The sequence below is a fragment of the Persephonella marina EX-H1 genome, from assembly GCF_000021565.1.
GTDB classification, from domain to species: domain Bacteria; phylum Aquificota; class Aquificia; order Aquificales; family Hydrogenothermaceae; genus Persephonella; species Persephonella marina.
Map to the genome: position 1 here is coordinate 492,596 of NC_012440.1, position 25,896 is coordinate 518,491.

General features: G+C 36.9%; 22 protein-coding genes. 10 read left to right on the forward strand and 12 right to left on the reverse strand.

Features of this window, described 5'->3' with window-relative positions:
• Positions 1–7: 7 nt before the first annotated feature.
• From PERMA_RS02735 to PERMA_RS02745, 3 genes are read right to left on the reverse strand one after another with little or no spacing between them, the layout of a single operon-like run.
• Complete coding sequence (locus PERMA_RS02735; protein WP_015899022.1) at positions 8–328, reverse strand: hypothetical protein; 321 nt, start codon at positions 326–328, stop codon at positions 8–10.
• On the reverse strand, positions 325–927 hold the full coding sequence (locus PERMA_RS02740; RefSeq protein ID WP_012675270.1) for a TetR/AcrR family transcriptional regulator: 603 nt from the start codon (positions 925–927) through the stop codon (positions 325–327). Before PERMA_RS02740 ends, PERMA_RS02735 begins: the two co-directional genes overlap by 4 nt.
• Positions 924–1,805 (reverse strand): DHH family phosphoesterase, encoded by an 882-nt coding sequence (locus tag PERMA_RS02745; protein ID WP_012676360.1) that lies wholly within the window; start codon positions 1,803–1,805, stop codon positions 924–926. The genes PERMA_RS02740 and PERMA_RS02745 overlap by 4 nt, the downstream gene beginning before the upstream one ends.
• 199 nt (positions 1,806–2,004) lie before the next feature.
• Between PERMA_RS02745 and PERMA_RS02750 the strand changes: the two genes are divergently transcribed.
• The 5 genes from PERMA_RS02750 to PERMA_RS02765 all read left to right on the forward strand — a co-directional run bounded on the left by PERMA_RS02750 (position 2,005) and on the right by PERMA_RS02765 (position 7,617).
• Positions 2,005–2,994, forward strand: coding sequence for a ribonucleotide-diphosphate reductase subunit beta (locus PERMA_RS02750; RefSeq protein WP_012676212.1), 990 nt, complete (start codon positions 2,005–2,007; stop codon positions 2,992–2,994).
• A 225-nt stretch (positions 2,995–3,219) separates the two neighbouring features.
• Positions 3,220–5,634 carry a ribonucleoside-diphosphate reductase subunit alpha gene (locus PERMA_RS02755; protein WP_012676370.1) on the forward strand — a complete coding sequence of 805 codons (2,415 nt, stop codon included), beginning with the start codon at positions 3,220–3,222 and terminating at the stop codon, positions 5,632–5,634.
• Between the two features lie 45 nt (positions 5,635–5,679).
• Positions 5,680–5,844: a hypothetical protein gene (locus tag PERMA_RS10735; RefSeq protein WP_012675338.1), complete on the forward strand. Its 165-nt coding sequence runs from the start codon at positions 5,680–5,682 to the stop codon at positions 5,842–5,844.
• Positions 5,845–6,139: 295 nt separating this feature from the next.
• On the forward strand, positions 6,140–7,150 hold the full coding sequence (locus PERMA_RS02760) for an outer membrane beta-barrel protein (RefSeq protein ID WP_238527227.1): 1,011 nt from the start codon (positions 6,140–6,142) through the stop codon (positions 7,148–7,150).
• Positions 7,151–7,266: 116 nt separating this feature from the next.
• On the forward strand, positions 7,267–7,617 hold the full coding sequence (locus tag PERMA_RS02765; protein ID WP_012675580.1) for an MlpB: 351 nt from the start codon (positions 7,267–7,269) through the stop codon (positions 7,615–7,617).
• A gap of 42 nt (positions 7,618–7,659) precedes the next feature.
• Here PERMA_RS02765 and gatB read toward each other — a convergent pair whose 3' ends face one another.
• The gene (gene gatB, locus PERMA_RS02770) at positions 7,660–9,084 is read right to left on the reverse strand and encodes an Asp-tRNA(Asn)/Glu-tRNA(Gln) amidotransferase subunit GatB (protein WP_012675967.1); all 1,425 of its coding nucleotides are present in this window, start codon (positions 9,082–9,084) and stop codon (positions 7,660–7,662) included.
• Positions 9,085–9,442: 358 nt separating this feature from the next.
• Here gatB and ahcY point away from each other — a divergent pair, with 358 nt between their 5' ends.
• From ahcY to PERMA_RS02795, 5 genes are read left to right on the forward strand one after another with little or no spacing between them, the layout of a single operon-like run.
• Positions 9,443–10,699: an adenosylhomocysteinase gene (gene ahcY, locus PERMA_RS02775; RefSeq protein ID WP_012676899.1), complete on the forward strand. Its 1,257-nt coding sequence runs from the start codon at positions 9,443–9,445 to the stop codon at positions 10,697–10,699.
• A 27-nt stretch (positions 10,700–10,726) separates the two neighbouring features.
• Entirely contained in the window at positions 10,727–10,951 is a 225-nt protein-coding gene (locus PERMA_RS02780; protein WP_012675269.1) for a DUF465 domain-containing protein, read from the forward strand.
• 14 nt (positions 10,952–10,965) lie between these two features.
• On the forward strand, positions 10,966–12,639 hold the full coding sequence (gene ilvD, locus PERMA_RS02785) for a dihydroxy-acid dehydratase (RefSeq protein ID WP_012676391.1): 1,674 nt from the start codon (positions 10,966–10,968) through the stop codon (positions 12,637–12,639).
• 20 nt (positions 12,640–12,659) lie between these two features.
• Complete coding sequence (gene metK / locus PERMA_RS02790) at positions 12,660–13,790, forward strand: methionine adenosyltransferase (RefSeq protein WP_012676885.1); 1,131 nt, start codon at positions 12,660–12,662, stop codon at positions 13,788–13,790.
• The gene (locus PERMA_RS02795; RefSeq protein WP_012675762.1) at positions 13,783–14,223 is read left to right on the forward strand and encodes a nucleotidyl cyclase domain-containing protein; all 441 of its coding nucleotides are present in this window, start codon (positions 13,783–13,785) and stop codon (positions 14,221–14,223) included. The genes metK and PERMA_RS02795 overlap by 8 nt, the downstream gene beginning before the upstream one ends.
• Here the strand turns inward: PERMA_RS02795 and lpdA are convergent.
• From lpdA to ppsA, 8 genes are all read right to left on the reverse strand, one after another.
• Positions 14,220–15,593, reverse strand: a complete 1,374-nt coding sequence (gene lpdA / locus PERMA_RS02800; protein WP_012676035.1) for a dihydrolipoyl dehydrogenase — start codon at positions 15,591–15,593, stop codon at positions 14,220–14,222. The two genes, PERMA_RS02795 and lpdA, sit on opposite strands and share 4 nt — an antisense overlap.
• Positions 15,594–15,604: 11 nt before the next feature.
• Positions 15,605–19,003: a choice-of-anchor D domain-containing protein gene (locus PERMA_RS02805; protein ID WP_012676896.1), complete on the reverse strand. Its 3,399-nt coding sequence runs from the start codon at positions 19,001–19,003 to the stop codon at positions 15,605–15,607.
• Positions 19,004–19,019: 16 nt separating this feature from the next.
• The gene (locus PERMA_RS02810) at positions 19,020–20,846 is read right to left on the reverse strand and encodes a fimbrial assembly protein PilQ (protein WP_012676869.1); all 1,827 of its coding nucleotides are present in this window, start codon (positions 20,844–20,846) and stop codon (positions 19,020–19,022) included.
• A 3-nt stretch (positions 20,847–20,849) separates the two neighbouring features.
• Complete coding sequence (locus PERMA_RS02815; protein ID WP_012675752.1) at positions 20,850–21,095, reverse strand: hypothetical protein; 246 nt, start codon at positions 21,093–21,095, stop codon at positions 20,850–20,852.
• A gap of 1 nt (position 21,096) precedes the next feature.
• Positions 21,097–21,789, reverse strand: a complete 693-nt coding sequence (locus PERMA_RS02820) for a GspMb/PilO family protein (protein WP_012676325.1) — start codon at positions 21,787–21,789, stop codon at positions 21,097–21,099.
• Between the two features lie 19 nt (positions 21,790–21,808).
• Positions 21,809–22,408, reverse strand: coding sequence for a PilN domain-containing protein (locus PERMA_RS02825; protein ID WP_012675463.1), 600 nt, complete (start codon positions 22,406–22,408; stop codon positions 21,809–21,811).
• Positions 22,401–23,354 carry a type IV pilus biogenesis protein PilM gene (gene pilM, locus PERMA_RS02830; RefSeq protein WP_012675985.1) on the reverse strand — a complete coding sequence of 318 codons (954 nt, stop codon included), beginning with the start codon at positions 23,352–23,354 and terminating at the stop codon, positions 22,401–22,403. The genes PERMA_RS02825 and pilM overlap by 8 nt, the downstream gene beginning before the upstream one ends.
• Positions 23,355–23,451: 97 nt before the next feature.
• Positions 23,452–25,890: a phosphoenolpyruvate synthase gene (ppsA, locus tag PERMA_RS02835; RefSeq protein WP_015898947.1), complete on the reverse strand. Its 2,439-nt coding sequence runs from the start codon at positions 25,888–25,890 to the stop codon at positions 23,452–23,454.
• Positions 25,891–25,896: the final 6 nt, after the last annotated feature.

Sequence of the window (25,896 nt, forward strand, 5' to 3'; positions counted from 1 at the left end):
CAATAATTTACTTTTGATTTTCACTGTCCTTTTCTGACAGTTCTTTCAGTTTTTCCTTGAGCTGATCTAACTTCTTCTGAAGAGCCTCTTTCTTTTCATCCCAGTCCTGATTTTTTATTTTTTCTTCAAGCTCTTTTATCTTCTCTTTTAATTTTTTTATCTTCTCCTCAGTTTCCTCTTTACTGAGCTTTTCCTTGATTCCTGAGAATACCTCAGAGATTCCCTCCTTTATTTTCTGGAAACCTTCCTCTATCTTGCTTTTGTCTTCTTCACCGTATGATAAAGCTGTAAGAAATATAAAGAGAAGAAAAGCTATAATCCTTATCATCTTGTCATAATACCGTAGAATACTTCTGATATAAATATATCAGGATTTTCTATTATAGGACCTTCTTTCCCACTCATTATGTAAGCAAAAACCTTTGCCTGAATAAGACCTATAAAAAGCATAGCTGTATCCTCTGGATCAAGCTCGGGCCTTATACATCCTTCCTTCTGACCTTCTCTTACAAGAGCTGAAATCCTTTCTTTATAACTGTTTAAAAACTTTAAGAGGATCTCGTGGAACTTTTTTTCTTCTGTTCTTGAAAACTCAAAGCATAAAACAGGAACAGCACCTCTTGTCTCTTCAAGAACTCTTATATGAGCTCTCAGAACATGTTCTAACTTCTCTTTAACATTTTCACCTTTTTTTGTTGCTTCCTCTGCACTTTTTGAACATTCGGAAACATATCTTTCTATTATCTCAAGTATGATGTCATCCATTGAACCAAAATGTTTGAATATAGCAGCATCCGTAATATTAAGTCTGTCTGCTATATTTTTTGCCGTAAACTTTTTAAGACCTTCCTTGACTATTATATCTGCACTTACCCTAATGATTTTTTCTCTGGTAGGAAGCTTTTCAAAATCTTCTATGTTTATCATTTCTCTCCTCCGTCTTGAAAAATTACCATACTGAAAAACTGTTTTAATGGTATTAAAGCTCCTGCGGCATTTCTATGACCACCGCCACCTAATATCTTTGCAAGCTCAAGAGCTGAAGGTTCCTGTCCCTCACAGCTCCTGAAACTCAATTTCACATTATAACCTGATATATTGAACAATACCACAGCCTCTCCGTATTTTTCTGACAGGATATTTCCTATCTCTGACTGGAACAGTCCAGTATTATAACCTTTTACTTTATAACTTCCTATCTGGAGAAATGTTTCCTCTGATTTTTCTACAAATCTATTTATAAGATAATCTATGAACTGGGATACTATCTTTCCTTTTTCAAGAATATCGTTAATATCTCCGTCTATAAGTTCTTTTACCTCTTCAGGTTTGTTTGTCAGCAGGATCAGATATGCATTTGCATATTTTGTTTCATCTCCGTATCTCCATTTCCATATATCTTTATCCTCAACGAGTTTTATAAGTTTTGGAATATCCTCTCCAAATAAATACATGTAAGTTAAGGAAGCTCCTGAGTGATCGTTGTCAAAATAGAACTCAAACTTAGCATTTTCTTCTGATAACTGTTTTAACTGATCTTTAATACCTATATGATGATCAATATTTATGACCTTTTTAGCTTTTTCTATAAGTTTCAAATTGTCTTCTTTTCTCAGAGAAAAATCAGTTATATAAACGACAGTGTCGCTATCAACCTGGTCAAGGATTTCCTGAAAATCCTCAGGTTTGTATCCATGTTCAAGAGGGAAGGCTTTACATTTCGGATATTTTTTCATTAAGACAGCAGCGGACACAGTTCCATCGGTACAGTTTTTATGGTATATACATACAACCTTTTCTTCCATATCTCACCTCTGGTTAGAATACACTAACCCATTCTTTTTTATCATACAAAATATTTTAAATGATTTCATCTTTTTTTCCGATATGAGTATTCCAAGTCATTGAAATTTTTAATTATATTTTAAGTTGACAAGCACAATATACAGTGTTATCCTTAAATAAAAACACAATATATAGTATACCAACCATAAGGAGGAGATCATGAAAAAGCTTCAGTTCATCGGTAAAACGTCTGTTAAGGATAATATAAGATTAACAGAAAATCCAAGATACCCTGTTTTTAAAGAGATATATACAAAACAGAAAAAGGCTGTATGGTTTCCTGAAGAGCTAAATATACAGCAGGATGTTCTTGATTACAAATCTTTAACACCGACAGAGAAGGATCTTTTTGATACGTCTGTTGGCTATTTTGCATCCTCTGAGCTTCTTGTTCAGAATGTTCTCGGTAACGGATTTTTCCCTGTTTTAACGGATCCTTACGCTAAGATGAGTTTTTCTACACAGATGTTTATGGAGAATATACACTCAGACTTTTTTGAGATCATACTTAACACATTTGAGATGGACAGGAAGAGAATATACAACATAACCCTTGAAGACAAACTGCTTATGGAAAAGCAGGAGCTTATAATAAGAGCTGTTGACAGAATAACATACGGAAAAGCTGATCCAGACACACTTGAAGGTAAGAAGCAGATACTGACAGCTATACTTCTTAACAATATCATTCAGGAAGGAATGTTTTTCTACTCAGCGTTTGCCCATTTCTTTGCTATGAAGGACACAGGGAAGATGAAAAATGTTGTTTCAGGGGTTGAGCTGATACTGATAGATGAGTCTCTCCACCTCCAGAACGGAATTGAAGCAATACTCACAATAGTTGAGGAAAATCCAGAGATTGTAGATGATGAAAAGTTTGTTGAGAACATAAAGGAAACAATAATTGATGCTGTTGAGCTTGAGCTTAACTACCTTAAAACTAAGTTCGGTGGAACAACGATCTTTGGTGTATCTTACAAGGAACTTGAGAAATACATGAAATATATCGCTGACAGAAGACTTGAGGAACTTGGGTTTGATCCACAGTTCAAGATAGATCAGAACCCGCTGAAGTTCTTGCAGAAGGAAGATGTTAAGAAACTAACCAATTTCTTTGAAGTCTCAAGCACTGAGTATACTAATTTCTAGAAACTTCAAAGAAGTTTTTTATCTAAATGAGAGGGGAAAATCTTATAAAGCTTTCAAAAATGTTAACCCCCAGAGGACTGGGGGTGAAAGTTTCTAAAAGCCCTATATTGAAAAAGAAGCTATATGAATTAACATCTTTTCTTCCTGAAGATGTCTCACAATCTCTGAGAATTTGAAATTAGAATAGCAAAGAGGAAGACATTATAAAAATTTAGGAGGTTATTCATGCAGAGGATCGTTGTAAAAAGGGATGGAACTGAAGAAAAGTTCCAGATGAAAAAGCTTATAAATGCTATTTTTGCCCTTCTTGAGGGAATGGATATACCTGATGATTATGAGATAGTTTTCAAAGTGGCAAAGGAGCTGGATCTTAAAATACCTGAAAGAGTCACAACCCAGGAGCTAGATACACTTGTTCTGAAAGCTATAGAACAGCTGATACCAAAACATTACATATACGATACTTTAGCAGCAAAACAGCTTTTAAAGCTTATAAACAGAGAGATAGACAAGAGATTTTCCTCATTTAAGGAAGCTATTGAGTTTGGAGTGAATGAAAATCTTTACAAACCTGAACTTCTTGATTTTGATCTTGACAGGCTTGAAGATGCTTTAGATTACTCAAGGGACGCTTTACTTGATTATTTTGGTATGACGACACTGAAAGACAGGTATTTTACAAGGGACAGGGAAGGGAACATCATAGAAAAGCCTCAATGGTTCTTTATGAGAGTTGCTATGGGAATAGGTAACAACGAGGATGAGGTAATAAAGGTTTATAACAAGATATCAAAACTTGAGTACCTCCACTCAACACCAACACTTTATAACTCAGGAACGATCACCCATCAGTATAGCTCCTGTTATGTAAACGTTATAGATGACTCTCTTGAATCCATAATGGATAAAGCAAAGGAAACAGCATTTTTAGCGAAGTATGCAGGTGGTGTTGGAACAGATGTTACAAGAATAAGAGCCACAGGATCAAAGATACATTCTCTAAATGCAAAATCTTCGGGAGTGATACCTTTTATCAAAATATTTGATACTATTGTCAACGCTATTCAGCAGGGCGGAAGAAGAAGATCCTCACAGGTTATGTATCTCCAGCCGTGGCATCTTGATATAGACGCATTCTTAGACCTTAGAGAAACTACAGGAAACCCATATTTTAGAACACCTTCTCTAAATACTGCAGTATGGATGCCTGATGAGATAATGAGAAGAATAAAAGAGGGAGAGCCTCTATATCTTTTTGATCCTGCTGAATGTCCAGAACTTGTAACAGCATGGGGAGAAGAGTTTACGAAAAAATACTTTGAGTGTATAGAAAAAGCAGAAACAGGACATTTAAAACTGTGGAAAAAGATAGACTCAAGAGAGTGGTTTAACAGATATCTTTTCAAACTTGCAAAAACAGGTCATCCCTGGCTTACCTTTAAAGACAGACACAATGAACATAACCCCTGCCCAGAGTATGGGGTAATAAACTCAAGTAACCTTTGTACAGAGATATCAATCCCTAACTCCCCTGAATCAACCGCTGTCTGTACACTTGCTTCTGTTAATCTTGCAAAGCATCTAAATGAAGATAGGACAGATATAGACTGGGATAAGCTTAAAGACACGATAGAAACAATGGTCTTAGCCCTTGATAATATTCTTGATAAGAACTTCTATCCTTCAGAGGAATCCCGCAAGAATACTATGGATCTGAGACCTCTTGGTATTGGTCTTATGGGATTTGCAGAAACACTTGTTGAACTTGGAATACCTTATGACAGCGATACAGCTGTTGAATTTGCAGAGAAGGTTGCAAAATTCATGAGAGATACAGCTTATAGAAAGTCTGAAGAACTTGCGAAAGAAAGAGGTCCATTCCCACATTATGAAGAGATGAAGGAAAAAGGAAAACCTTACCCATACCCACCGAGAAGAAATGCTGTTTTACTTGCTATAGCTCCGACAGCTTCCATATCAATCATTGCAGGAACTACATCATCAATTGACAGCTACTTCTCTAACGTTTTCTCAAGGGATACACTCTCAGGTAAATTCATCGTTGTAAACAAACAGCTTATGAAAAAACTTGAAGAGCTTGATATGTGGAATGAAGAGATGGCAGAAAAGATAAAAGCACACGGTGGATCTGTTCAGTTTATAGATGAGCTTGAAGGAAAGATAGATAAAAGACTTTTTAAAGGGGCTTATGAGATCCACCCATTCAGACAGATAGATATAGCAGCAGCATTCCAGAAGTATGTGGATCAGGCTGTTTCAAAGTCTATCTACATTGAGGAAGAACTCAGAGGAGATATGTTTGATATATACATGTATGCATGGGAGAAAGGTCTCAAATCAACATACTACTGCTTTATTGATAAAACAGTTAAAGGTGAGAAATACACCCAGAAAGTTAACAAGAGAGGAACAAGAAGAGGTTTTGGTCTTAGAAAAGCTGCATCCGAGGAGAGTGAAACTGTAAAAACACAGACAACAGTAGAAGAGGATATTGAGCAGATAGAAAGAATGGCAAGGGAAAAATACGGAGATGAGGTTGTGGATAAAGTAAAATCAGGAAATATAGATGCCTGTCCAACAGACCCACTTTTAAATAAAATCTGTCCAAGCTGTGAATAATCTGAGCCCCTTTAAGGGGCTTTTATCTTATCTTGAGGAAATAAAATGATAGAGATAAAAGAGAAAAAGGGACATACTGCGTATAACCCTGATGATTATTTTTGCCAGATATGTGTTTATAAATCATGCTTGAGGCAGAATAAGGGGAGAGAGATAATAAGGAACAGGATGAAACAGATAGAAAAGAAAAAAACGGGCTCTGATCTTTAGTTTTTTTGCAAAAACTCAAATACTCTTTTTATTAAAACAGTGAAATATCAGCATATTTATAAATATAAAATTGGCATATTTATTGCTTATAAAACAATACGGCTATAACTAAAGAAGATAAAGCTTGAATACGAAAGATATTTTATGGTAAAAATAGAAACATAAAATAAATATGCGATTGAAAATAAAATTAGAATATAATAAAATTTATGATGGGGTACTTTAAAACTAAATAAAACTATTTTAAGGAGGTTTCAGCATGAAAAAAGTGATGGGTTTAGCAGCAGCAGGATTATTGGCTGCAGGGGTAGCTAATGCAGGATCTTTAACAGTAGCAAACAGTGATATTACACTTTACGGTGGTGTATCAGCTGGATACCAGTATTTAACTACAGAACATTCTGCAGGAAGCCTAACTAACAATGATTACTTCAGCGTAAATAACGTAATCATTGGTCTTAAAAAAGACGCAGATGCAAACAGCCCAATCGGATTTAATGCAGCTTTTGGTAACTTCACAGTTCCTACAGTTATCGCATCTTCAGCGACAGTAAACAGCAATAATCTCATTGCTTACGGTAAAACTTCTTCATTTATGCCTTGGCTTGCTTATGTAACAATTGCTCCTGTTCAGGGATTATCTGTTGATGCTGGTCTTCTCTGGAACAAATTTGGAGAGGCTCCAATCACAATACTCAACTCAAATATCAACAGAGGTATACTCTTCACAGGACACCCAGTTCTCTTCGCAGGTGCAAGAGTTAACTATGATGCAGGAGTTGCAAAAGTTTATGTTGGATACAACCAGGGTGGTGGATTACTTCAGGCAGGAGTTTCTGATGCTATAGAAGCTGGTGCTATGGCAGATCTCGGAGCTGCTAAAGTTGGACTCCACGTTTATGACGAAGCAAGCGGAAGAAATATTTATGTTCTCTGCGTAAAATCAGATTTAGGAGTTGCAAAAGTAGGACTTGAGATAGACTATACAACATTAGATACAGCTCCAGCAGGTGCTGATGATTCAGCTTATGGTGTTGCACTTAACTTAGATCCAGCAGTATCTAACACAGTATCTGTTCCAATAAGAATTGAGTACATTGATAACAAAAACTCTGGAATTTACTTAACAGGAAAAGACAATGCAATGTCTCTCACAGTTACACCAACATACAAGCCAACTGGAAACACATTTGTAAGAGCAGAAATCGCTTACACTTCAACAGATGCGAAAGTATTTGTTGATGACTCAGGATCTGCAAAAGACAACAGAACTTACCTCGGATTTGAGGCTGGATTCTTATTCTAAGATTTTTAACGGTTAAAGATATACAAGCCCTGCCTTTTCAGGCAGGGCTTTTTTATTTTGTATTGACTTTTCTACTAATTCGTGTAGTATATATCTAAAAGCTGTGGAGGGTTAAGATGAGATCTAAGATTTTTTCTATTGTTTTAATGCTTCTTTTAATATCAGGTTTATCCTACGCTATTGATAGCCTTGTAAAGCCTGAAAATGTCTGTATGGTAAACAACAGATACCTTGGGGTTAAACAGATACCTGTTGAGGTTGATGGGAAGGTTTATTACGGTTGCTGTAAGATGTGTGTTGGTAGGATTAAGAATAATGAGAGCATAAGATATGCTATAGACCCTGTGTCTGGGAAAAAAGTTGATAAGGCAACAGCTTTAATACTCGCTCTGAAAGATGGAAGGGTTCTGTATTTTGAGAGTCGTGAAAATGTTGAGAGATTTCTGAAAAGTTTTAAGATCCATTAATTTTTTGCTTATCGTAAATAAACCACCCAACAGGGTGGCTCTTTATTTTAGAAGTTCTTGAAGGATCTTGTTTACAAGTTTTGGATTTGCTTTTCCTCTGGTAGCTTTCATTACCTGTCCTACAAAGAATCCCATTAATTTTTGGTTTCCAGCTTTATACTTTTCAACTTCAGCAGGATGATTGTTCAGGACTTCTTCAACGATCTTTCTGATCTCCCCTTCGTCCGATACCTGCTTTAATCCTTTTTCCTCTACTATAGTTTTTGGTGATTTTCCTGTTTTGAAGACTTCTTCAAAAACCTCTTTACCGATCTTTGATGATATATCTCCTTTATCTATCAGTTGAACAAGTTCTGCTATATGTTCAGGTCTGACAGGACTGTTAGAGATCTCTATTCCTTCCTCATTTAACTTTCCAAGAAGCTCATTTATTATCCAGTTTGCTATGGATTTTGGATTTTCAGAATATACGCTGACAGCTTTTTCAAAGAATAGGGCTCTATCTTTATCTGCAACTAAGACCTCAGCGTCATACTCGGTTAGTTTCAGCTCTTTCACATATCTTTCTGCTTTCTGATCAGGCAGTTCAGGTAAACTCTTTCTGATCTCTTCTATATATTCTTTTGTTATTCTGACAGGTATGAGATCAGGGTCTGGGAAGTATCTGTAATCGTGTGCCTCTTCCTTCGTTCTCATTGTGAATGTTTTTCCGGTTTTCTCATCAAAGAGTCTTGTTTCCTGAACGATCTCACCACCTTTTCTTAAAATTCTTGCCTGCCTTTCTATCTCATACTCAATAGCTTTCTGAACAAACCTGAATGAGTTTATATTTTTTATTTCAACCTTTGTCCCGAACTTTTCTTCTCCTTTCGGTCTGAGGGATATGTTAACATCACACCTGAGCTGTCCCTTCTCCATGTCTGCGTCGGATACACCTATATACCTCATAATATTTCTCAGTTTTTCAAGATAGAGTCTTGCTCCAACCGCTGATCTTATATCAGGTTCTGAGACTATCTCCATTAGAGGTGTTCCGGCTCTGTTAAGGTCAACATAGGAATAACTTCCCTTGTGAATGGTTTTTCCCGCATCTTCTTCCATATGAAGTCTGTGAATTCTAATTCTCTCTGTTTTATCGTTTACTTTTATATCAATGTATCCATTTGTTGCTAAAGGTTTGTCATACTGTGAGATCTGATAGCCTTTTGGGAGATCTGGATAGAAATAATTTTTTCTTGCGAAAACTGAAAGCTCGTGGACTTCGCAGTTTAAAGCCAGTGATGCTTTTATGGCATACTCAAGGGCTTTTTTATTTAAAACTGGTAAGCTTCCCGGCATTCCAAGACACACCGGACAAACATTTGTGTTAGGTTCAGCTCCAAACTCTATCTTGCATGAGCAGAAACATTTTGTATTGGTTGACATCTGAACGTGAACTTCAAGTCCTATAACCGGTTCAAACTCCATTTTTAACCTCATTATTTTTTATTTGTCTGGACTTATAAATTTTAAAACAAGTAGGACAGTATATCAAAATGATTTATCAGCAGTTAGGTGTGAGATTTTTGGAAAACTAATTAAGACTGTTGATAATATAGTACTTACTGTCAATAAATGAGTATAAAAAGCTGTTGAAATTTTCCTAAGAAGTATAAGGGAGTTGTGACGACCAGGAGAGAGCCTTTAGGTTACTCTCTTATAAATCTTTTTAACTTTTTCCCATTCATTCTAATAATATTTCTAAAAATTCTGTTAATAGCTTTTGTTAATTGGTATCAAACTAATGTTATAATTTATTGTAAAAATAATGACCGGAGTTTGATCTATGGACTATCATGTTAAAGATCTATCCTTAGCTGAAAAGGGAGTTCTGAGAATAGAATGGGCTGAAAAGGAGATGCCTGTTCTAAGACAGATAAGGAAAAGATTTGAAAAGGAAAAACCTTTAAAAGGTGTAAAAATAGCTGCGTGTCTTCACGTAACAACAGAAACAGCAAACCTGATGATAACCCTGAAAGCAGGAGGAGCTGACGTTTATCTCACAGCATCAAACCCATTATCCACTCAGGATGATGTTGCAGCAGCACTTGTAAAAGAGTTTGATATCCCTGTTTTTGCGATACATGGAGAAGATAGAGATACATACTACCAGCACCTTTATGCTGTTCTTGATAAAGAGCCTAATATAACTATGGATGATGGTGGTGATCTGATTTCTACTCTCCATAAGGAAAAACAGAATCTGCTTGATAATGTTTTTGGCGGAACTGAGGAAACAACCACAGGAGTTATAAGATTTAAGGCAATGGAAAAGGATGGAGTTCTTAAATTCCCTGTTATAGCTGTTAACGATGCTTATACAAAACATCTTTTTGATAACAGATACGGAACAGGTCAGTCAACTATTGACGGTATTTTAAGAGCTACAAACAGACTGCTTGCAGGTTCAGTTTTTGTTATTGCAGGGTACGGCTGGTGTGGCAGAGGTGTTGCTATGAGGGCTGCAGGTATGGGTGCCGAGGTAATAGTTACAGAGGTAGATCCTTTAAAAGCTCTTGAAGCAAGGATGGATGGTTTTAGAGTTATGCCTATGATTGAGGCTGCTAAAATAGGTGATTTTTTTGTTACTGTTACAGGAAATATAAATGTGATAGATAAACATCATTTTGAGGTTATGAAAGACGGGGCTATTGTAGCAAATTCTGGACATTTTGATGTTGAGATAAATATAAAAGCTCTTGAGGAACTATCTGTATCCCAGAGGGATATCAGGGAGAACGTAAGGGAATATAGACTTCCAGACGGAAGAAATATATACCTCCTTGCAGAGGGAAGACTTGTTAATCTTGCTGCGGCTGAGGGTCATCCCGCTTCTGTCATGGATATGTCATTTGCAAACCAGGCACTTTCAGCAGAATATATATACAAAAATCATGATTCTCTTAAACCTAAAGTATATAAAGTTCCTGACGAACTTGATTTTGAGGTGGCAAGGTTAAAATTAAATGCTATGGGAATACAGATTGATCAGCTTACAGAAGAGCAGAAAGAATATTTATCAAGCTGGGAACATGGAACTTAACTTAATTAAAATATAGGAGAGGTAAACATGACGAGAGAAGAAGCTATTCAAAAACTTCTTGAGATTGATGATGAATTCAAAAGCTGGTATGAAGAACATCAGGAGCTTAAATGGAAGGTTCACAAACTTGACAAACATTATCCACCTGATCCGGAAATTGAAGCTGAAGAAGAAAGACTCAAAAGAAGAAAGTTGTATCTTAAAGATCTTATGGAAACAAGAATAAGAGAATTTATGTCAAAACACCAGTAAAACTGAGGTAACTGATGAGAAGTGATATAGTCAAAAAAGGTTTTGAAAGAGCGCCTCACAGGAGTTTATTAAGAGCCTGTGGGCTTACAGATGAAGATTTTAAAAAGCCATTTATAGGGATTGCTAATTCTTACATTGATATAATTCCCGGACATGTCCATCTAAGGGAGTTTGCACAGATAGTTAAAGAGGCTGTCAGAGAAGCAGGGGGTGTCCCATTTGAGTTTAATGTGATAGGTGTTGATGATGGAATAGCGATGGGACATTCAGGAATGCATTACTCCCTTCCGAGTAGAGAGCTTATAGCTGATTCTATAGAGACTGTCGTTGAGGCACACAAACTTGACGCACTTGTGTGCATTCCTAACTGTGACAAGATTGTTCCCGGAATGATAATGGCTGCTGCGAGACTTAATATCCCAGTTATATTTGTGAGCGGTGGACCTATGGCAGCGGGACATCTGCCTGATGGAAGACCCATAGATCTTGCCACGGCTTTTGAGGCTGTAGGAGCAGTATCAAGAGGACTTATGACAGAAAATGAGCTCAGGGTTATAGAAGAGAATGCTTGCCCTTCCTGCGGTTCCTGTTCAGGAATGTTTACAGCAAACTCAATGAACTGTCTCTCTGAGGTCCTCGGGATAGCACTCCCAGGAAACGGATCAATACTTGCAACAGATCCAAGAAGACAGGAACTTGCAAGAAAAGCAGGAGAGCAGATCGTTAAACTTGTTGAGGCTGATCTTAAGTTCAGGGATATAGTAAACGAGGAGACAATTGAGAACGCTTTTACACTTGATATAGCAATGGGTGGATCTTCAAACACAGTTCTTCACCTTCTTGCGATAGCCAATGAGGCTGGTATAGATTTTCCTGTTGAAAAGATAGATCAGATTTCAAGAAGAACACCTACACTGTGTAAACTTGCTCCAGCTTCACAGTATCATATGGAAGATTTAGATAGAGCAGGTGGTATATCAGCTATACTGAAAGAGCTTTCTAAGAAAGGTCTTCTTCATCTTGATAGACCAACAGTCTCACTAAAAACGCTTGGTGAAGTTATTGAAGATGCAGAGATAAAAGATCCAGATGTTATAAGACCCATCCATAATCCATACAGTGAGACAGGTGGGCTTGCTGTTTTATTCGGAAATATTGCCCCTTATGGTGGTGTTGTTAAGGCTGCTGCTGTAGATCCTAAGATAATGGTTCATAGAGGAAAGGCTGTTTGTTTTGACAGCGAAGAGGAAGCGATAGCAGGAATAACAGGTGGGAAGGTTAAAGCTGGCGATGTTGTTGTTATAAGATATGAAGGACCAAGAGGTGGTCCTGGAATGAGAGAGATGCTCTCACCAACATCAGCTATTATGGGTATGGGTCTTGGAGATAAGGTATCCCTCATTACTGATGGTAGATTTTCAGGTGCTACAAGGGGAGCATGTATTGGGCATATATCACCTGAGGCTGCTGCAGGAGGACCTATAGGAATAATTAAGGATGGAGATGAAATTCTTATTGACATTCCAAACAGAAAGATAGAACTTTTAATATCAGAAGAAGAGTTTAAAAAGAGAATGGAGAATTTTAAACCAAAGAAAAAAGAGATAAAAAGTAGATGGCTTAGAAGATACTCAAGATTTGTTACATCTGCTAATAAAGGGGCGGTTCTTTCTGACAGCTGTGAGTAATATGAGATAGAGGTAGTTAATTGAAAAGATTAAAAAGTTCAGAGTCCGTTTGTCAGGGTCATCCAGATAAAATAGCAGATATTCTGTCTGATGCTATACTTGATGAGCTTATAAGGAAAGACCCCTATACAAAAGCTTCAATAGAAACACTTATAACCACAGGTCTTGTTCATATATCAGGTGAGTTATCTACAGATGCTTATGTTGATATACCGGAGATTGTAAGGGGAACTCTTATTGAGATAGGATATACTAAGCCGGAGTATGGGTTTGATGGATATACAGCAGGTGTTATAACCACAATCAGTGATCAGAGTCCTGAGCTTGCCCTTGGAATACCGTCCGGTGGTGCAGGTGATACATGTATTGTTGTAGGTTATGCTACAGATGAGACCGAAAACTATATGCCTTTAGCATGCAATATTGCAAATGAGATAACTTTTACCTTAGACGAGATGAGAAAAGATGATTTCCTGCCATTTTTAAGACCGGATGGAAAATCCATCGTTGTTGTTGAGTATGAGAATAACAGACCTTTGAGGGTTGATAGCGTTACAGTTCTTATACAGCATGAGCCGTACATCACTGAGTTTGATCTGAGGGATGAGATTGAGAAAAAAATTGTAAAAAAGGTAATCCCTGAGGAACTAATTGACGAAAAGACAAAAATAATAATAAATCCGATAGGTAGATTTGTAATTGGTGGTCCTATGGCTGATACGGGACTTACAGGAAGGAAAACTATAGCTGATGCTTATGGAACAGCGGCACCGTCCGGTGGAAGTGCATTTTCAGGTAAAGATCCTACAAAGATAGACAGATCTGCATCTTATATGGCCAGATGTATAGCAAAACATATAGTTGCCTCAGGTATATCTAAAGAAGCAACTGTTGAGCTGGTTTATATAATAGGAATGGAGTACCCTGTATCTATAGATATAAAGGTGGATACTGATATAGACAGGGAAAAGCTTATAAAGAAGATAAAAGATATTTTTGATCTATCCCCCTCAGGAATTATTGAGAGATTAAATCTGAGAAGGCCTATATACAAAAAGACCTCAATGTACGGCCATTTCGGTAGAAAGGATGAAGATTTTATCTGGGAACAATTGGACAATAAAATATTGAGGGAGTTAAAAGATGTCTGAAGAACATATTTACGATTTTGAGGTTTTCAGAGCACTTGTAGAGCTGGAGATTAACAGGATTAAGAGGTATAAGAAAAGTAATACTTTTTCCATAGCCTTTCTTTATGCACCAAACCTTGCTAAGGAGATTGAGGAGAAAAAACCTAAGGGTCTGGATATCGTATTTAAGATAAAAAGCCATTTAAGATCAACAGATGTGATAACACCTGTTGAAGAGGATTTTGTTTTTCTATTCTTCCCTGAAACAGGTAAAAAGGATGTCGAAAAAGCTATAGAGAGGATAAAAAAAGTTTTTAAAGATAAGGAGATCATTGAAGGTATAGCCTCATATCCTGATGATGGTAAGGATAAGTACCAGCTTTTTAACAAACTTGTTGATATTATGAATAAAAAATTAATTCCTGTTATTGAACTTTCTTCAGAAGAGCATTAAAAAAGTTTACCAGCTACTATATCGTAGGTAGCGTATATAAATATCTCGCTTAAAGATGGGTGGAAGTATATAAAGTTATGAATGTCCTCAGCTGTATACTCTTCTTTTACTGCCATCTGGATTATATGAATAAGCTCTGAAGCACCTGTTCCTACTATAGTTCCACCTATTATCTTCTTGCTCTCTTTTTCAAAAACAAGTCTTACAAAACCTTCAGACTCATGTTCATCCACAGCCTTTTCATTATAGGTATAAGGGTAATAACCTGTTACAACTTCAATTCCTTTTTCTTTTGCCTGTTTCTCATTCAGTCCTACAGTTGCTATCTCAAAACCTGAGAACAGAACATATGGAATGACACTATAGTCAGCTTCAACATCTTTTCCTGTGATATTATCTACAGCAATCTTTGCTTCATAGCTTGCTATATATGCAAGCATAGGGGAGTTAACGACATCTCCACAGGCGTATATATTTTTAAAGTTTGTCTGCATCTTTTTATTTACCTTTATAAAACCTCTTTCATCCTTTTGAATTCCTATTGTGTCTATATCTGTGTTTGGTTTTCTTCCTATTGATAGAAGTATCTTATCTGCTGTTAACTGGGTTCCATCTGATAGTTTTGCAAAAACTCTGTTATCTTTTATCTCGTAACTCTCAAGAGTCGTTTTGAAGTATGTGTTTATTTTCATCTTCTTGAACTTTCTAAGAAGGTATCTTGAGACCTCCTCTGGTATATCAGGCATTGGTAAAAGTCTGTCCATCAGTTCAACTATATGAACTTTACTTCCGTATGCAGAAAGTATATAACCAAGCTCACACCCGGCAACACCACCGCCAACTATGATTATTTCCTCAGGAAGACTGTCTGTTCTTTCAAGGAGATCTTCTGTTGTTATAACAAAATTTCCGTCTGGGATTATATTTCCAACGGATACAGGGATAGATCCTGTGGCTATAAGAATATTTTCCCCTTTTATTACCTCTTTTGACCCATCTTCTTTTATAACCTCTACCTCATTCTGTCCTATAATCCTACCCCTTCCTTTATAAACTGGGACTTTCTTTGTTTTTAGGAGCATATTAAGACTTTTTCTGAGGAATGAGATAGCTTTTTCCTTTCCTTCCCATGCCTTTTTAAAGTTTATTGAGACATTCTGTATTTCTATGCCGTAATTATCCAGAACATTTAGCTTTTCAATCTGGTGGGCACCTGTCCAGAAATACTTTGTAGGAATACAGGCTCTGTTAAGACAGTTTCCACCAACCTTACTTTTTTCAACAATGGCTATATTGAGCTTTTTTCTTAATGCAGTTAAGGTGGCTTCAAAGCCACCTGGACCCATTCCAATGATTATTAGATCATACATATTCATTCCTGCTATGGTGTACATTGATCATCATTATCGCCGATAAACTGGTCAAAAATCACGTATGCACCTACCTCAATCTTTATATCCTTGTCGTAAAGAACCTCGCTTCCCTCAATAATCAGTTTTACATTATAAGCACCTCTTAAGTTGTTAGTATAGAAATACTCTTTTAGATCCTGAGCTGCTACAACAAAGCTACACGTTGTTTCTGTTTCTGGCTGAACTGTACATGCTGTAGGATATAGTCTGGCAGCTATCTGTGGAGAAGTTGTATTTGCAGGGTAATACTCAACTCTATATTTAGTGAATGTAACATCTGATGGGACTATCCCTCCATTTATAGGAACTGATTTAAAAGTTACGTTTACTGTAACATTACTACCTGAAATGATATATTCATCACAGATATTATCTCCATTGTAATCCTTTCTGTCTACAATATCGGCTTGAATGTAACTTGGATCTATACTTAAAGTGTCCATAAATACAGAGTTTCCAACATCTGACCCAGGACCTGTCCCACATGAGTTCAGTATAAGAGCTGAAGCTAATAAGACTCCACTAACCACCATCTTCCTCATATTAAACACCCTCATAGATATTATTGTTAGTATTAACAAAATTCCAAAGAATGAGTAGTCTATATCTGAGCCTAATGAACAACCACCTCCACTTCCTGATGTTTCAGGAGGTGTTGTTGAACCTCCTCCGTTATCGGGAGTACTTGTAGTTGTTGACTCACTTCCTATAACAATAGGATCTTCAATTATACCGGTCTGCGAGTTTAAATCTAGATCACCATTATCAAGAATAGGATATGTAATACTATTTCCTGAAACAATAAAGTTTGATATTTTTATCCAGTTTCCGGAGTTGTTTATCTTGTAAACAGCTAAATTTGAGGGGATTGACTGTAAGACAACAGTTATATTTACCGTCTGAGGGGTTGTGCTTCCAGTATTTACTGTAAACGATACAGCCTTTGAAGGGGTGAAATCTGCTGGCTTACTGTCAAGATACGGTATACTTGACAGCTCAATGAAATCAACAACAGTTCCTATATCTGATAGAACCTTAACCCCTGTTGCTTCAGCAACCATATTAAGTGTAAATGTGTTTCCTATACTGTCCTCCAATGTCAGTGTTGCTGTGTGTGCTTTTATCTCTGAAGGTATGTATGAAACTGTGAATTCATAGAACTCACCAGGGTTTACTGTTAAAGGAGTGGTTAATCCTAATATGTAGAAATTGACATTATCAGATATTGAGTAGCTGTTTATTGTTATACTATTGGCTGTTGAAAGATTTACAATTCTTACTTTTATATCTTTTTTATCATTTATGAAAACCTTATTAAAGTTTAATGTGGTTATACTGTTACCGGATTCATCCTGTAGCTCCCATGAAGCACCTTTTATAACTCCTATTCCCTGAACAAGAATCTCCACCTGCTGGGATGCGTTGTTTGTTATCTGTAGTTTCATATTGTGAGAACCTGCTGTATTTGGATGGAATATCAGGGTAAGATTAAGTGAAGATCCGGGAATTATATCAAAGGTTGTTCCATCACAGGCTGTTATCTCTGAAGGTGGATTTTTAAACTCGTATATATCCGGCATTAAAGATGTACCGGATTCAGTGATACAGTCTATTGACAGAACTCTATCACCTGAGTTTTTGATAGATATACTGTATTCTGAGCTCTCATTTTTTATTCCCACTTCACCAAAATCTATTGATAGAGGGTATAGAACTGTTCCATCAGAGTCAAGCAGTGTTAGCTGTGGCTGACCTATCGTAAACCTCTGACCATAAATGTTTGAACCACATGGTTGTGAGCCTGTTCCACAGGTATAACTGTTAGCCTCTCTGGCATCTTTCCACAGGGCAATATATTCCTGAGTTTCGGTATTGAAGGACACAACAGGATTTCTCTGGTTAAACGGTCTGGTATTTATTATAAAGTTACTGCCTCTAAGACTTCCTTCAGAGTCAACATATTGACCGTATATATCTAAGTTTTCGTTTGATGTTGTGCCGTTTCTACCGTCCTGCCATGCAACGAAAAATCTTTGATTTACTGGATCAAACTCAACAAAAGGATCTGTCTGTTTGCTGTTTTCAACGTTAGGATCCTGATTTCCATCACCGTCAGCGTCCTGATAGGAGATCAGTATATTACGGCTGTAAGTTCCCACCCCTGAGGAAACTAACTGTCCATAAATCTTTTTGTTGTTATTTTCAGGAACATTCTCCCAGACCACAAGAAATCTTTTTGATACAGGATCAAAAGCTACAGAAGGATTATAAGAAGGGGTTGTCAGACTGTAATCTATGAATGTATGCTGAACCGTTCCTAAAGGAATCTGGGAATACCATATGCCGTATATATGTTTTATACCATCTTCAGGATCAGGTTCTATAGATAGGGATGAGTCTATTGTATCTCCAGCGTTACACACCCCATTTGCATCCTGATCCTGACAGGTACAGGTCAGTTTTGCGATATGTCTTCTTCCTTCATATATTATCATCTGCTCATTGGCCGTGGTATCTATTCCTACAACAGGATTGTCAGTTTCTGTAAAGAACTCAAATGTGTATATCTCTTCAAATGTTGATTTTGATACAGATATAAGACGTGATCTGTTTGATGATACCGTTCCTACATTTCTGATAGTATCTACAGACAGGACTGTTAGAGTGCTATCTATAATTGCATAACCTATATATGAGTTATCCCCTACAGAATAGGCGGCTGTTGTCAGTCCAAAACATGTCTCAGCTGTTATATCATTTTCATCTCTGCTCTCAACAAAAACAAGAAAATATCTGTCATTTACCGGATCATATTTGATATACGGTTTCTGTCTGGATAAAAGACTCTCACCACCTATAGATGTGTATCCTAAACTGAAACCTGAAGGGGCAGGTATGTTATACCCGGAGCAGTCGTTTACATTTAATGTAGATACATCTATGAGATTAAAATATATATATCCTCCTGATGTTGTGCCTCTTGAGTCCTGCCACGCAAAAAGAATATTCTGGTTGTTTGGATTATATGTCACAGTTGGGCTTGTCTGATTACCGGCAAAGGATGTTATCTGAATTTCATTTCCACATAATGTTCCATCAGATTTTATAAACTGTCCATAAATGTCTGATCCACAGGCTTCTGTTCCTGTACCGCAGGTGAATTTATTTGAGTTTCTGTCATCTTCCCATAAAACAAACCAGAGATTTTTATCTGGCAGATATACTACAGCTGGTTTTTGCTGGTTAAACTCCTTTATACTGACAGGGATCTCATCTCCCTTCAGATCTGCATAGGAAAAAAAGGAGAGCGATAAAAATAGAAGAATATTTATAACAGAGAAAAATCTATAATTTGCGGTAGAAATCATTATCCCGATCCTCCCATTACTCATATATTATCTTTGGTGTTATAAATATTAACAGTTCTTTGTTTGTTGTATTTATCCCTTTGTTCTTGAAAAGCCATCCGAAGAGCGGAACATTTCTAAGACCTGGAACACCGTTTTCAGTTTCCTGTTCTGTTTTTTCAAGTATTCCACCGATAACTATTGTTGTACCGTCTTTAGCTATAACCTTACTTGTTATACTTTTTGTGTTTATAGGTGGCTGTCCGTTTACAGCTCTTCCAAAATCAGGAACGTCCTGGGTAAGCTCTATGTTCATTATTATATTTCCGTCAAGTGTTGTTCTCGGGATAACATTAAGTTTTAAAAGGGCTTTTTTGAACTGAACCCTTGCTATAGCTGCACCACCTGCAGCACCAAATGTTGAGTAAGGAACCTCAATACCCTGTGATATCTCCGCACCTTCACCATCTATAGTAATAACCTTAGGTCTTGATAAAATCCTTGATTTTCCTATCTGCTCAAGAGCTGAAAGCTGGATATCAAGGCTTGTTGTCAGTCCTCTAACAATACCAATAGACATTGAGGCACCTTTTCCAACATCAACATTTCCAGCAGGAAAGTCAAACATATATCCTGTTGCTGTTCCTGTTGTTACTCCATATCCGATATTTCCTGCACCACCAGATGCTGCAAATCCCCACTGAATACCAAGATCCCTTTTATAACTTGATTCTATCTGGACTATACGGGCTTCAATAGCGATCTGGTATGGTCTTTTTAACAGAACCTCGGAAAAATCTTTATAAATCTTATCTATAACTTCAGGAACATCAGTTATACACACCTTTGGAAGAGATGTAATTATATTCTTTTCCTTTTCTGTTGCATATGATGATATTGTACTTCCACCTGTAGTTCCACCTGTTCCACCTGTTGTCTGCTTTTCAACCCCAAGGGCTTTTGATATCTCTTTTGATTTGTATATGACAGATCCGTACTTTGTGAGATAGCTTTCTTTTATTGTTATAAGAAGTTCTGCAGGTTCGAGGGCTCTAACATAGTAACATTTTGTTTTTATATCTATCTTCTGAGCTTTTGCTATTATTTTGCTTATCTTTGATATATTTGATTTTAACTCTATTACAGTAAGTTTGCCTGTTTTTTTGTTGTATTTGTATCTTCCGTAAGATGAGAGATTTTCAACAAGCTCGTCCTCTATCTCTTTAAAATCTTTGTAAGGTATCTCAACCTCTTTTTTTATCAGAAGCGATTCTATCTCTGCCCTTTTTGTTCTTATTTTTTTAAGTTCTTCTTCTCTTTCTTCTTCAAGCCTTGCTAATTTTTCTGCTTCTCTCTGTAGAGGTTTTTTGTACTCCTCAACCAACTGTTTTATCTTCTGAACATTCTCCTTCGTGTCCCTTACGTATATTGCGTTACTTGTTTTGTATACCTTTATCTCACCTGTAGGTGAGATATTTCCCTCAACAAGTTCAACAAAACTCTCAAATATCTCTTTACCAAGGTACTTTGTTATAACAGGGGATACTGTTATTAGTGCTTCTTCTGCAGGTTTTATTATATAAAGGTTTCCTTCTCTGACATATGTAAGACCGTTTTCTTTTAATGCGAGCCTGAACAGAGTTTCTATAGATGTTGGTTTTCTTATTGAAAGATACACCGCATTGTCTTTATTCTTTAGGGCTTCTTTATCCCATACTATATTTTTATTTGATAGTTTTGAAACAACATCTATAAAAGTGCTCAGTTTCGCACCGTAGAACTCTGCGGTCACCCTCTGCTGAGCGAAGGATTTTAATGTTAAAACCATCATTAAGATCAGTATTGAAAAAGTTATCTTTCTCATCTTCTACTCCCCTGTTATGTTAAGATCATCTTTTGATATACCGAGACTGCTTTCTAAAACCTCTTCAGGATCTTTTTCTGTTCTTATCAGTTTAGCACCTTCAGGTGTTTCAATAACTATATACTTATTTCCCCTTTCGTCTTTTATGTACCCGACTGTGTTTTCCATACCGGTAAATATATCCTCCTGTGAATACGAGGTATAAGCAAATAAAAGACCTGTAATTATCAAAGCTGTTATTTTTCCCATTCTATTTTCCCTCAGGTAAGTAGTAGGTTGAGACCACCATACTTATCTGCAACATATTTGCTGGCTGTTTTTTCTTTCCTGTCTTCTTAGCCCTTTCTATCACAACTTTGTCTATTCTTAAATACCTTTCGCTTTTTGAAAGATTTTTGATAAATCTTATAAGTTCTGAAACCTCACCTACCATATCCAGCGAGATAACTATTCTTTTCATATTTACAGCTGATTTGACCTTTTTCCCTTTTGATGGTGAGAGTATCTCAAGTCTGTCTTCAAGCTTGTTGTATCTGAGGAAAATATCCTCAGTTTTTGAAACCTTAAAGCTGTTTAGAGTCATCTTTGATCTGAATACAGATGTGGATATGAATGAAAGTATGTACTGTATATCCTCCTGTGGTGGAACTATATCTTTCAGCCTTTCAAGCTGTTTATTAAGCTGCTCTATCTCCTTTTGAACCATTACATACTTTTCTTCTAATTTTTTTCTTATCTCAGGTCTTGCAGCCCTTTTAAGTCTTTCTACCTGTAGCTGTAAGGACTGAACCTCATCCTGAAGGTTCTTCTTTTCAGTAAGTTTACTTTCTATCATTACCATATATATTCCATACAGTAATAGGACAGAGAAAAGGACTATCACCAGTATTTTCTGCCATTCTGGAAGCTCAGCCCACTGGGCTTTTAAAGATTCTAAATTCAAAACATGAACCCTCCAGTTATTATTCCTTCTTCTCTTTTTCAGCTACCTGCCATTTCCCCATATTAAAACTAAAGGAGTAGTAACTAACGTTTTTCCCGGCTTCCCGTGCTGTAGATTTAAACTTCAGGTCTGTATAGTATTTAGAAAGATTATTGTAAAACTCAGATATAAACCTTGGGTTGAATGTAAATCCTGACAGGTTAGATCTTGATCTTGTGATCTCCAGTCTGCTCAGCCATATCCCATCAGGCATACTTGTTGCTATTGATGTAATCATAGGAATAAAGTCTGTTTTCTCACTTGAGAGCTTCTCAAAGATCGCCATCTTCAGCTTGGTCTCTTCTTTTAGTTTCTCAGCCTCTGCAACTTTTTTCTTGAGCCTTCTTATCTCCTGCTCTATATCTTTATATCTGGCCCTTTCTTCAGCAAGTCTCTGTTTTTTCTCCTGAAGTTTGCTTACCGTTACGTTGAGATATGTGAGGTATAAAAGCTCACCTGCTATAAGTATTACAGGTATTCCTATGTACAGAACCGTTTTTGTTTTTAAAAACTCTATTCCTATCTTTCTACGTTCAAGCTTCTTTTTAACCTTCTCAGGATTAAGATTTATCTTAATCATCATCAAATCTCCTGTATGCTAATCCAAAGGGAACATTAAAAACACTCATGGATGTGCTTCCTTCAAGTTTTATATCAAGTGCAGTTATAGGCTCAAGCTCTACAAGAGTAAACCTTGTTGTAAATTTAAGCTGCATGTAAGCCTGTATCTCAGGAAATTTTCCTGATAACCCCGATATATAGATAACTTTCGGCTCATTTATAGTGAGGAAGAAGTAGTTTATCTCGTTTATCAGCCTGTCAACAACATTCTCTTTTTCGTCAGGATTCATCTCCTCGTATCTTCTTGCATCAAAATTTAAGGTCTGAACTATGATATTATTGTGGAAAAACATAAGGTATGATTCGTTATAATCAAGGTGAATTATACATATGTTACTTTCTTCCTTGAGTTTTGGATCTTTTTCCTTTCTCAGCTCAGCGAGATTTAAAAGGGCTATCCCCTCTGAATCTATAATATCTGCCTCCATTCCTGCATAGCCCAGTATCTCCTGAACATTCTCTATATCCTCAATTTTTGAGATAACAACTATAACAGTCAGCATATCTTTATCTTCGCTGATTATATCGTAATCGTAGATGGTTTTCCCTTTTAAGCTCTTTATATCTTCCCTTATGTTCCACTCTACAGCTTCTTCTATCTCCTTAGGGGACATTTTTGGAAGTTTTATAGTTTTGAACAGAGTTGAGCTTATTGGAATACTTACAACAACATTTTTGACATGAATGTCTCTCTTTTCTAACTCTTCTTTTAAAAGGTGTCCGGATTCCTCTTTATCTTCAAGAATTGATAGTTCAAAAGGCATTATAGGAATTGAGAAATGTCCTGCGGTTTTTTCAAGGACTGCCACCCGGGCAAAATTTTTATCCAGCTGGATTCCTACGCTTATCTTTTCCCTCTGGAACAGATTCTGAAAGGGTTTTAAAACTGTTTCTGAAATATTCATAAGTCCCCCAACATTCTTAGAATATTCTAAAATATTTTTATTTAATATACAGTATCGGTAAAAAAACGGGAAGGCTTAAGAAGACCTTCCCATTTTATTAATTATCGTGAAGACCGAGTTTTTTCTCTATCTCATAAACAGCTTTAGTAGTTTTAAGTACCGCATCAGGGTTAATTGATATTGTGTCTATTCCCTGTTCAACAAGGAACTGTGCAAAATCCGGATAATCGGAAGGACCCTGTCCACATATTCCGATCTTTCTTCCATGTTGTTTTGCTGTCTTTATAACCTGTGCTATAAGTCTCTTAACAGCCTCATTTCTCTCATCATATATATGGGCTATCAGAGATGAATCCCTGTCAAGTCCGAGTGTTAACTGTGTAAGGTCGTTTGATCCTATTGAGAATCCGTCAAAGTACTCTGAAAACTGATCTGCAAGTACAACGTTAGAAGGAAGCTCACACATAACGTAAACCTCAAGTCCGTTATCACCTCTTCTCAGTCCGTACTCTTCCATAACTTCAAGAACCTTCTTCCCTTCCTCAGGTGTTCTGCAGAAAGGAACCATAACTTTAACGTTTGTAAGACCCATCTTGTTTCTAACCCTTAATATAGCCTTACACTCAAGACCGAATGCTTCTTTGTACTGTGGAGAGTAGTATCTTGATGCTCCTCTCCATCCGAGCATTGGGTTTTCTTCCTTAGGTTCAAAGTACTTTCCACCTATAAGATTCGCATACTCGTTAGATTTAAAGTCTGAGAATCTTACTATAACAGGTTTTGGATAGAAGGCTGCAGCTATCCTTGCTATCCCATAGGACAGTTTTTTTATGAAGTACTCCTCCTTATTATCGTAACCAAAGGTCTTATCTTCTATTATCTGTGCAAGCTCTGGATCTTTTTCTTTTATCTCTTCAAACTTGATAAGTGCAAGTGGATGTATGGCTATATAGTTGTTTATTATAAACTCTTCCCTTGCAAGTCCTACACCTGCATTTGGAAGGAATGAGAAATCAAATGCTCCTTCTGGAGATGCAACGTTCATCATTATTGGTGTTTTTGTTTTTGGAAGTGTGTTTATATCTACCTCCTCAACCTCATACTCTATAACCCCTTTGTAAACATAACCAACATCTCCTTCTGCACATGAGACTGTTACTTCCATACCGTCTTTAAGAACCTCTGTTGCATTTCCAGTTCCAACAACAGCTGGGACACCAAGTTCTCTTGCAACTATAGCTGCGTGACATGTTCTACCACCTCTGTTTGTAACTATAGCAGCTGCCTGTTTCATAATAGGTTCCCAGTCAGGATCTGTCATATCAGTAACAAGAACATCACCAGGTTTGAAATCCTTTGCATCCTCAAGTGAGTACATAAGTTTAACCTTTCCTGTTGCAACCTTATCTCCTACAGCTATTCCCTGAACTAATCTCTTTTTAGCTCTTTCTTCATAAGGTTCTATTATTTTATAAACTGTTATCTTTGAATGATCTTTCCTTGAGTGTATCGTTTCAGGTCTTGCCTGAACTATGAAAAGCTCGTCAAGCTCACCATCCTTTGCCCACTCAACGTCCATAGGTGTCCATTTGTTGTATTTTTCAGAGTAGTACTCCTCTATCTTCATAATCCAGTCGGCAAGTTTTAAAACCTCTTCATCTGTAAGGCAGAACTGCTTCTGTTTCTCCTCTGGAACCTGAACTATCTTTACCCTTTCTTCATCAGTTGTTCCGTAAACCATCTTGTGAGTTTTCTTTCCTAATTTCTTCTCAATAATAGCCTCGTATCCCTGTTTGAATGTAGGCTTAAACACAAGCCATTCGTCTGGTGTTATGGCACCCTGAACAACCATCTCACCAAGACCGTAAGCACCATTTATAAGCACAACATCTCTAAAACCGCTTTCTGTATCAAGTGAGAATCCAACACCTGCTGAGGCAAGGTCGGATCTTACCATTTTCTGTATACCTACAGCCAGTCCTATAGCAAAATGATCAAAACCAAAGGATTCTCTGTATGATATAGCTCTGTCTGTGAATAGGGATGCAAAACAGTTCTTTATGGCTGTAAGTAATGTCTCATCACCTTTTATATTCAGGTATGTTTCCTGCTGTCCAGCAAAAGATGCGTCCGGCAGGTCTTCTGCAGTTGCTGATGAACGAACCGCAACATCAACCCTGTGTCTTTTGTACATCTCACTGAGTTTTTCATAGTACTCTATTATTGTTTTCTTCAGGTCTTCAGGGAACTCACCACCTTTGATCATCTCCCTGACTGTCAGACCTCTTTTCTGGAGATCAAAAACATCATTTGGATCAAGGCCTTTTAAGGCTTCTTTTATCTTTTCAGCAAGATTGTTGTACCTTATGAAATATCTATATGCTTCAGCTGTTACAACAAATCCCATTGGAATTTTTATTCCTTTTGGAGAGAGACCTTTGATCATCTCTCCGAGGGATGCATTCTTTCCTCCGACAAGCTCCACATCCTCTATTCCGACTTCATCAAGCCAGACAACAAGTTTGTTTTTGGACATAGTATA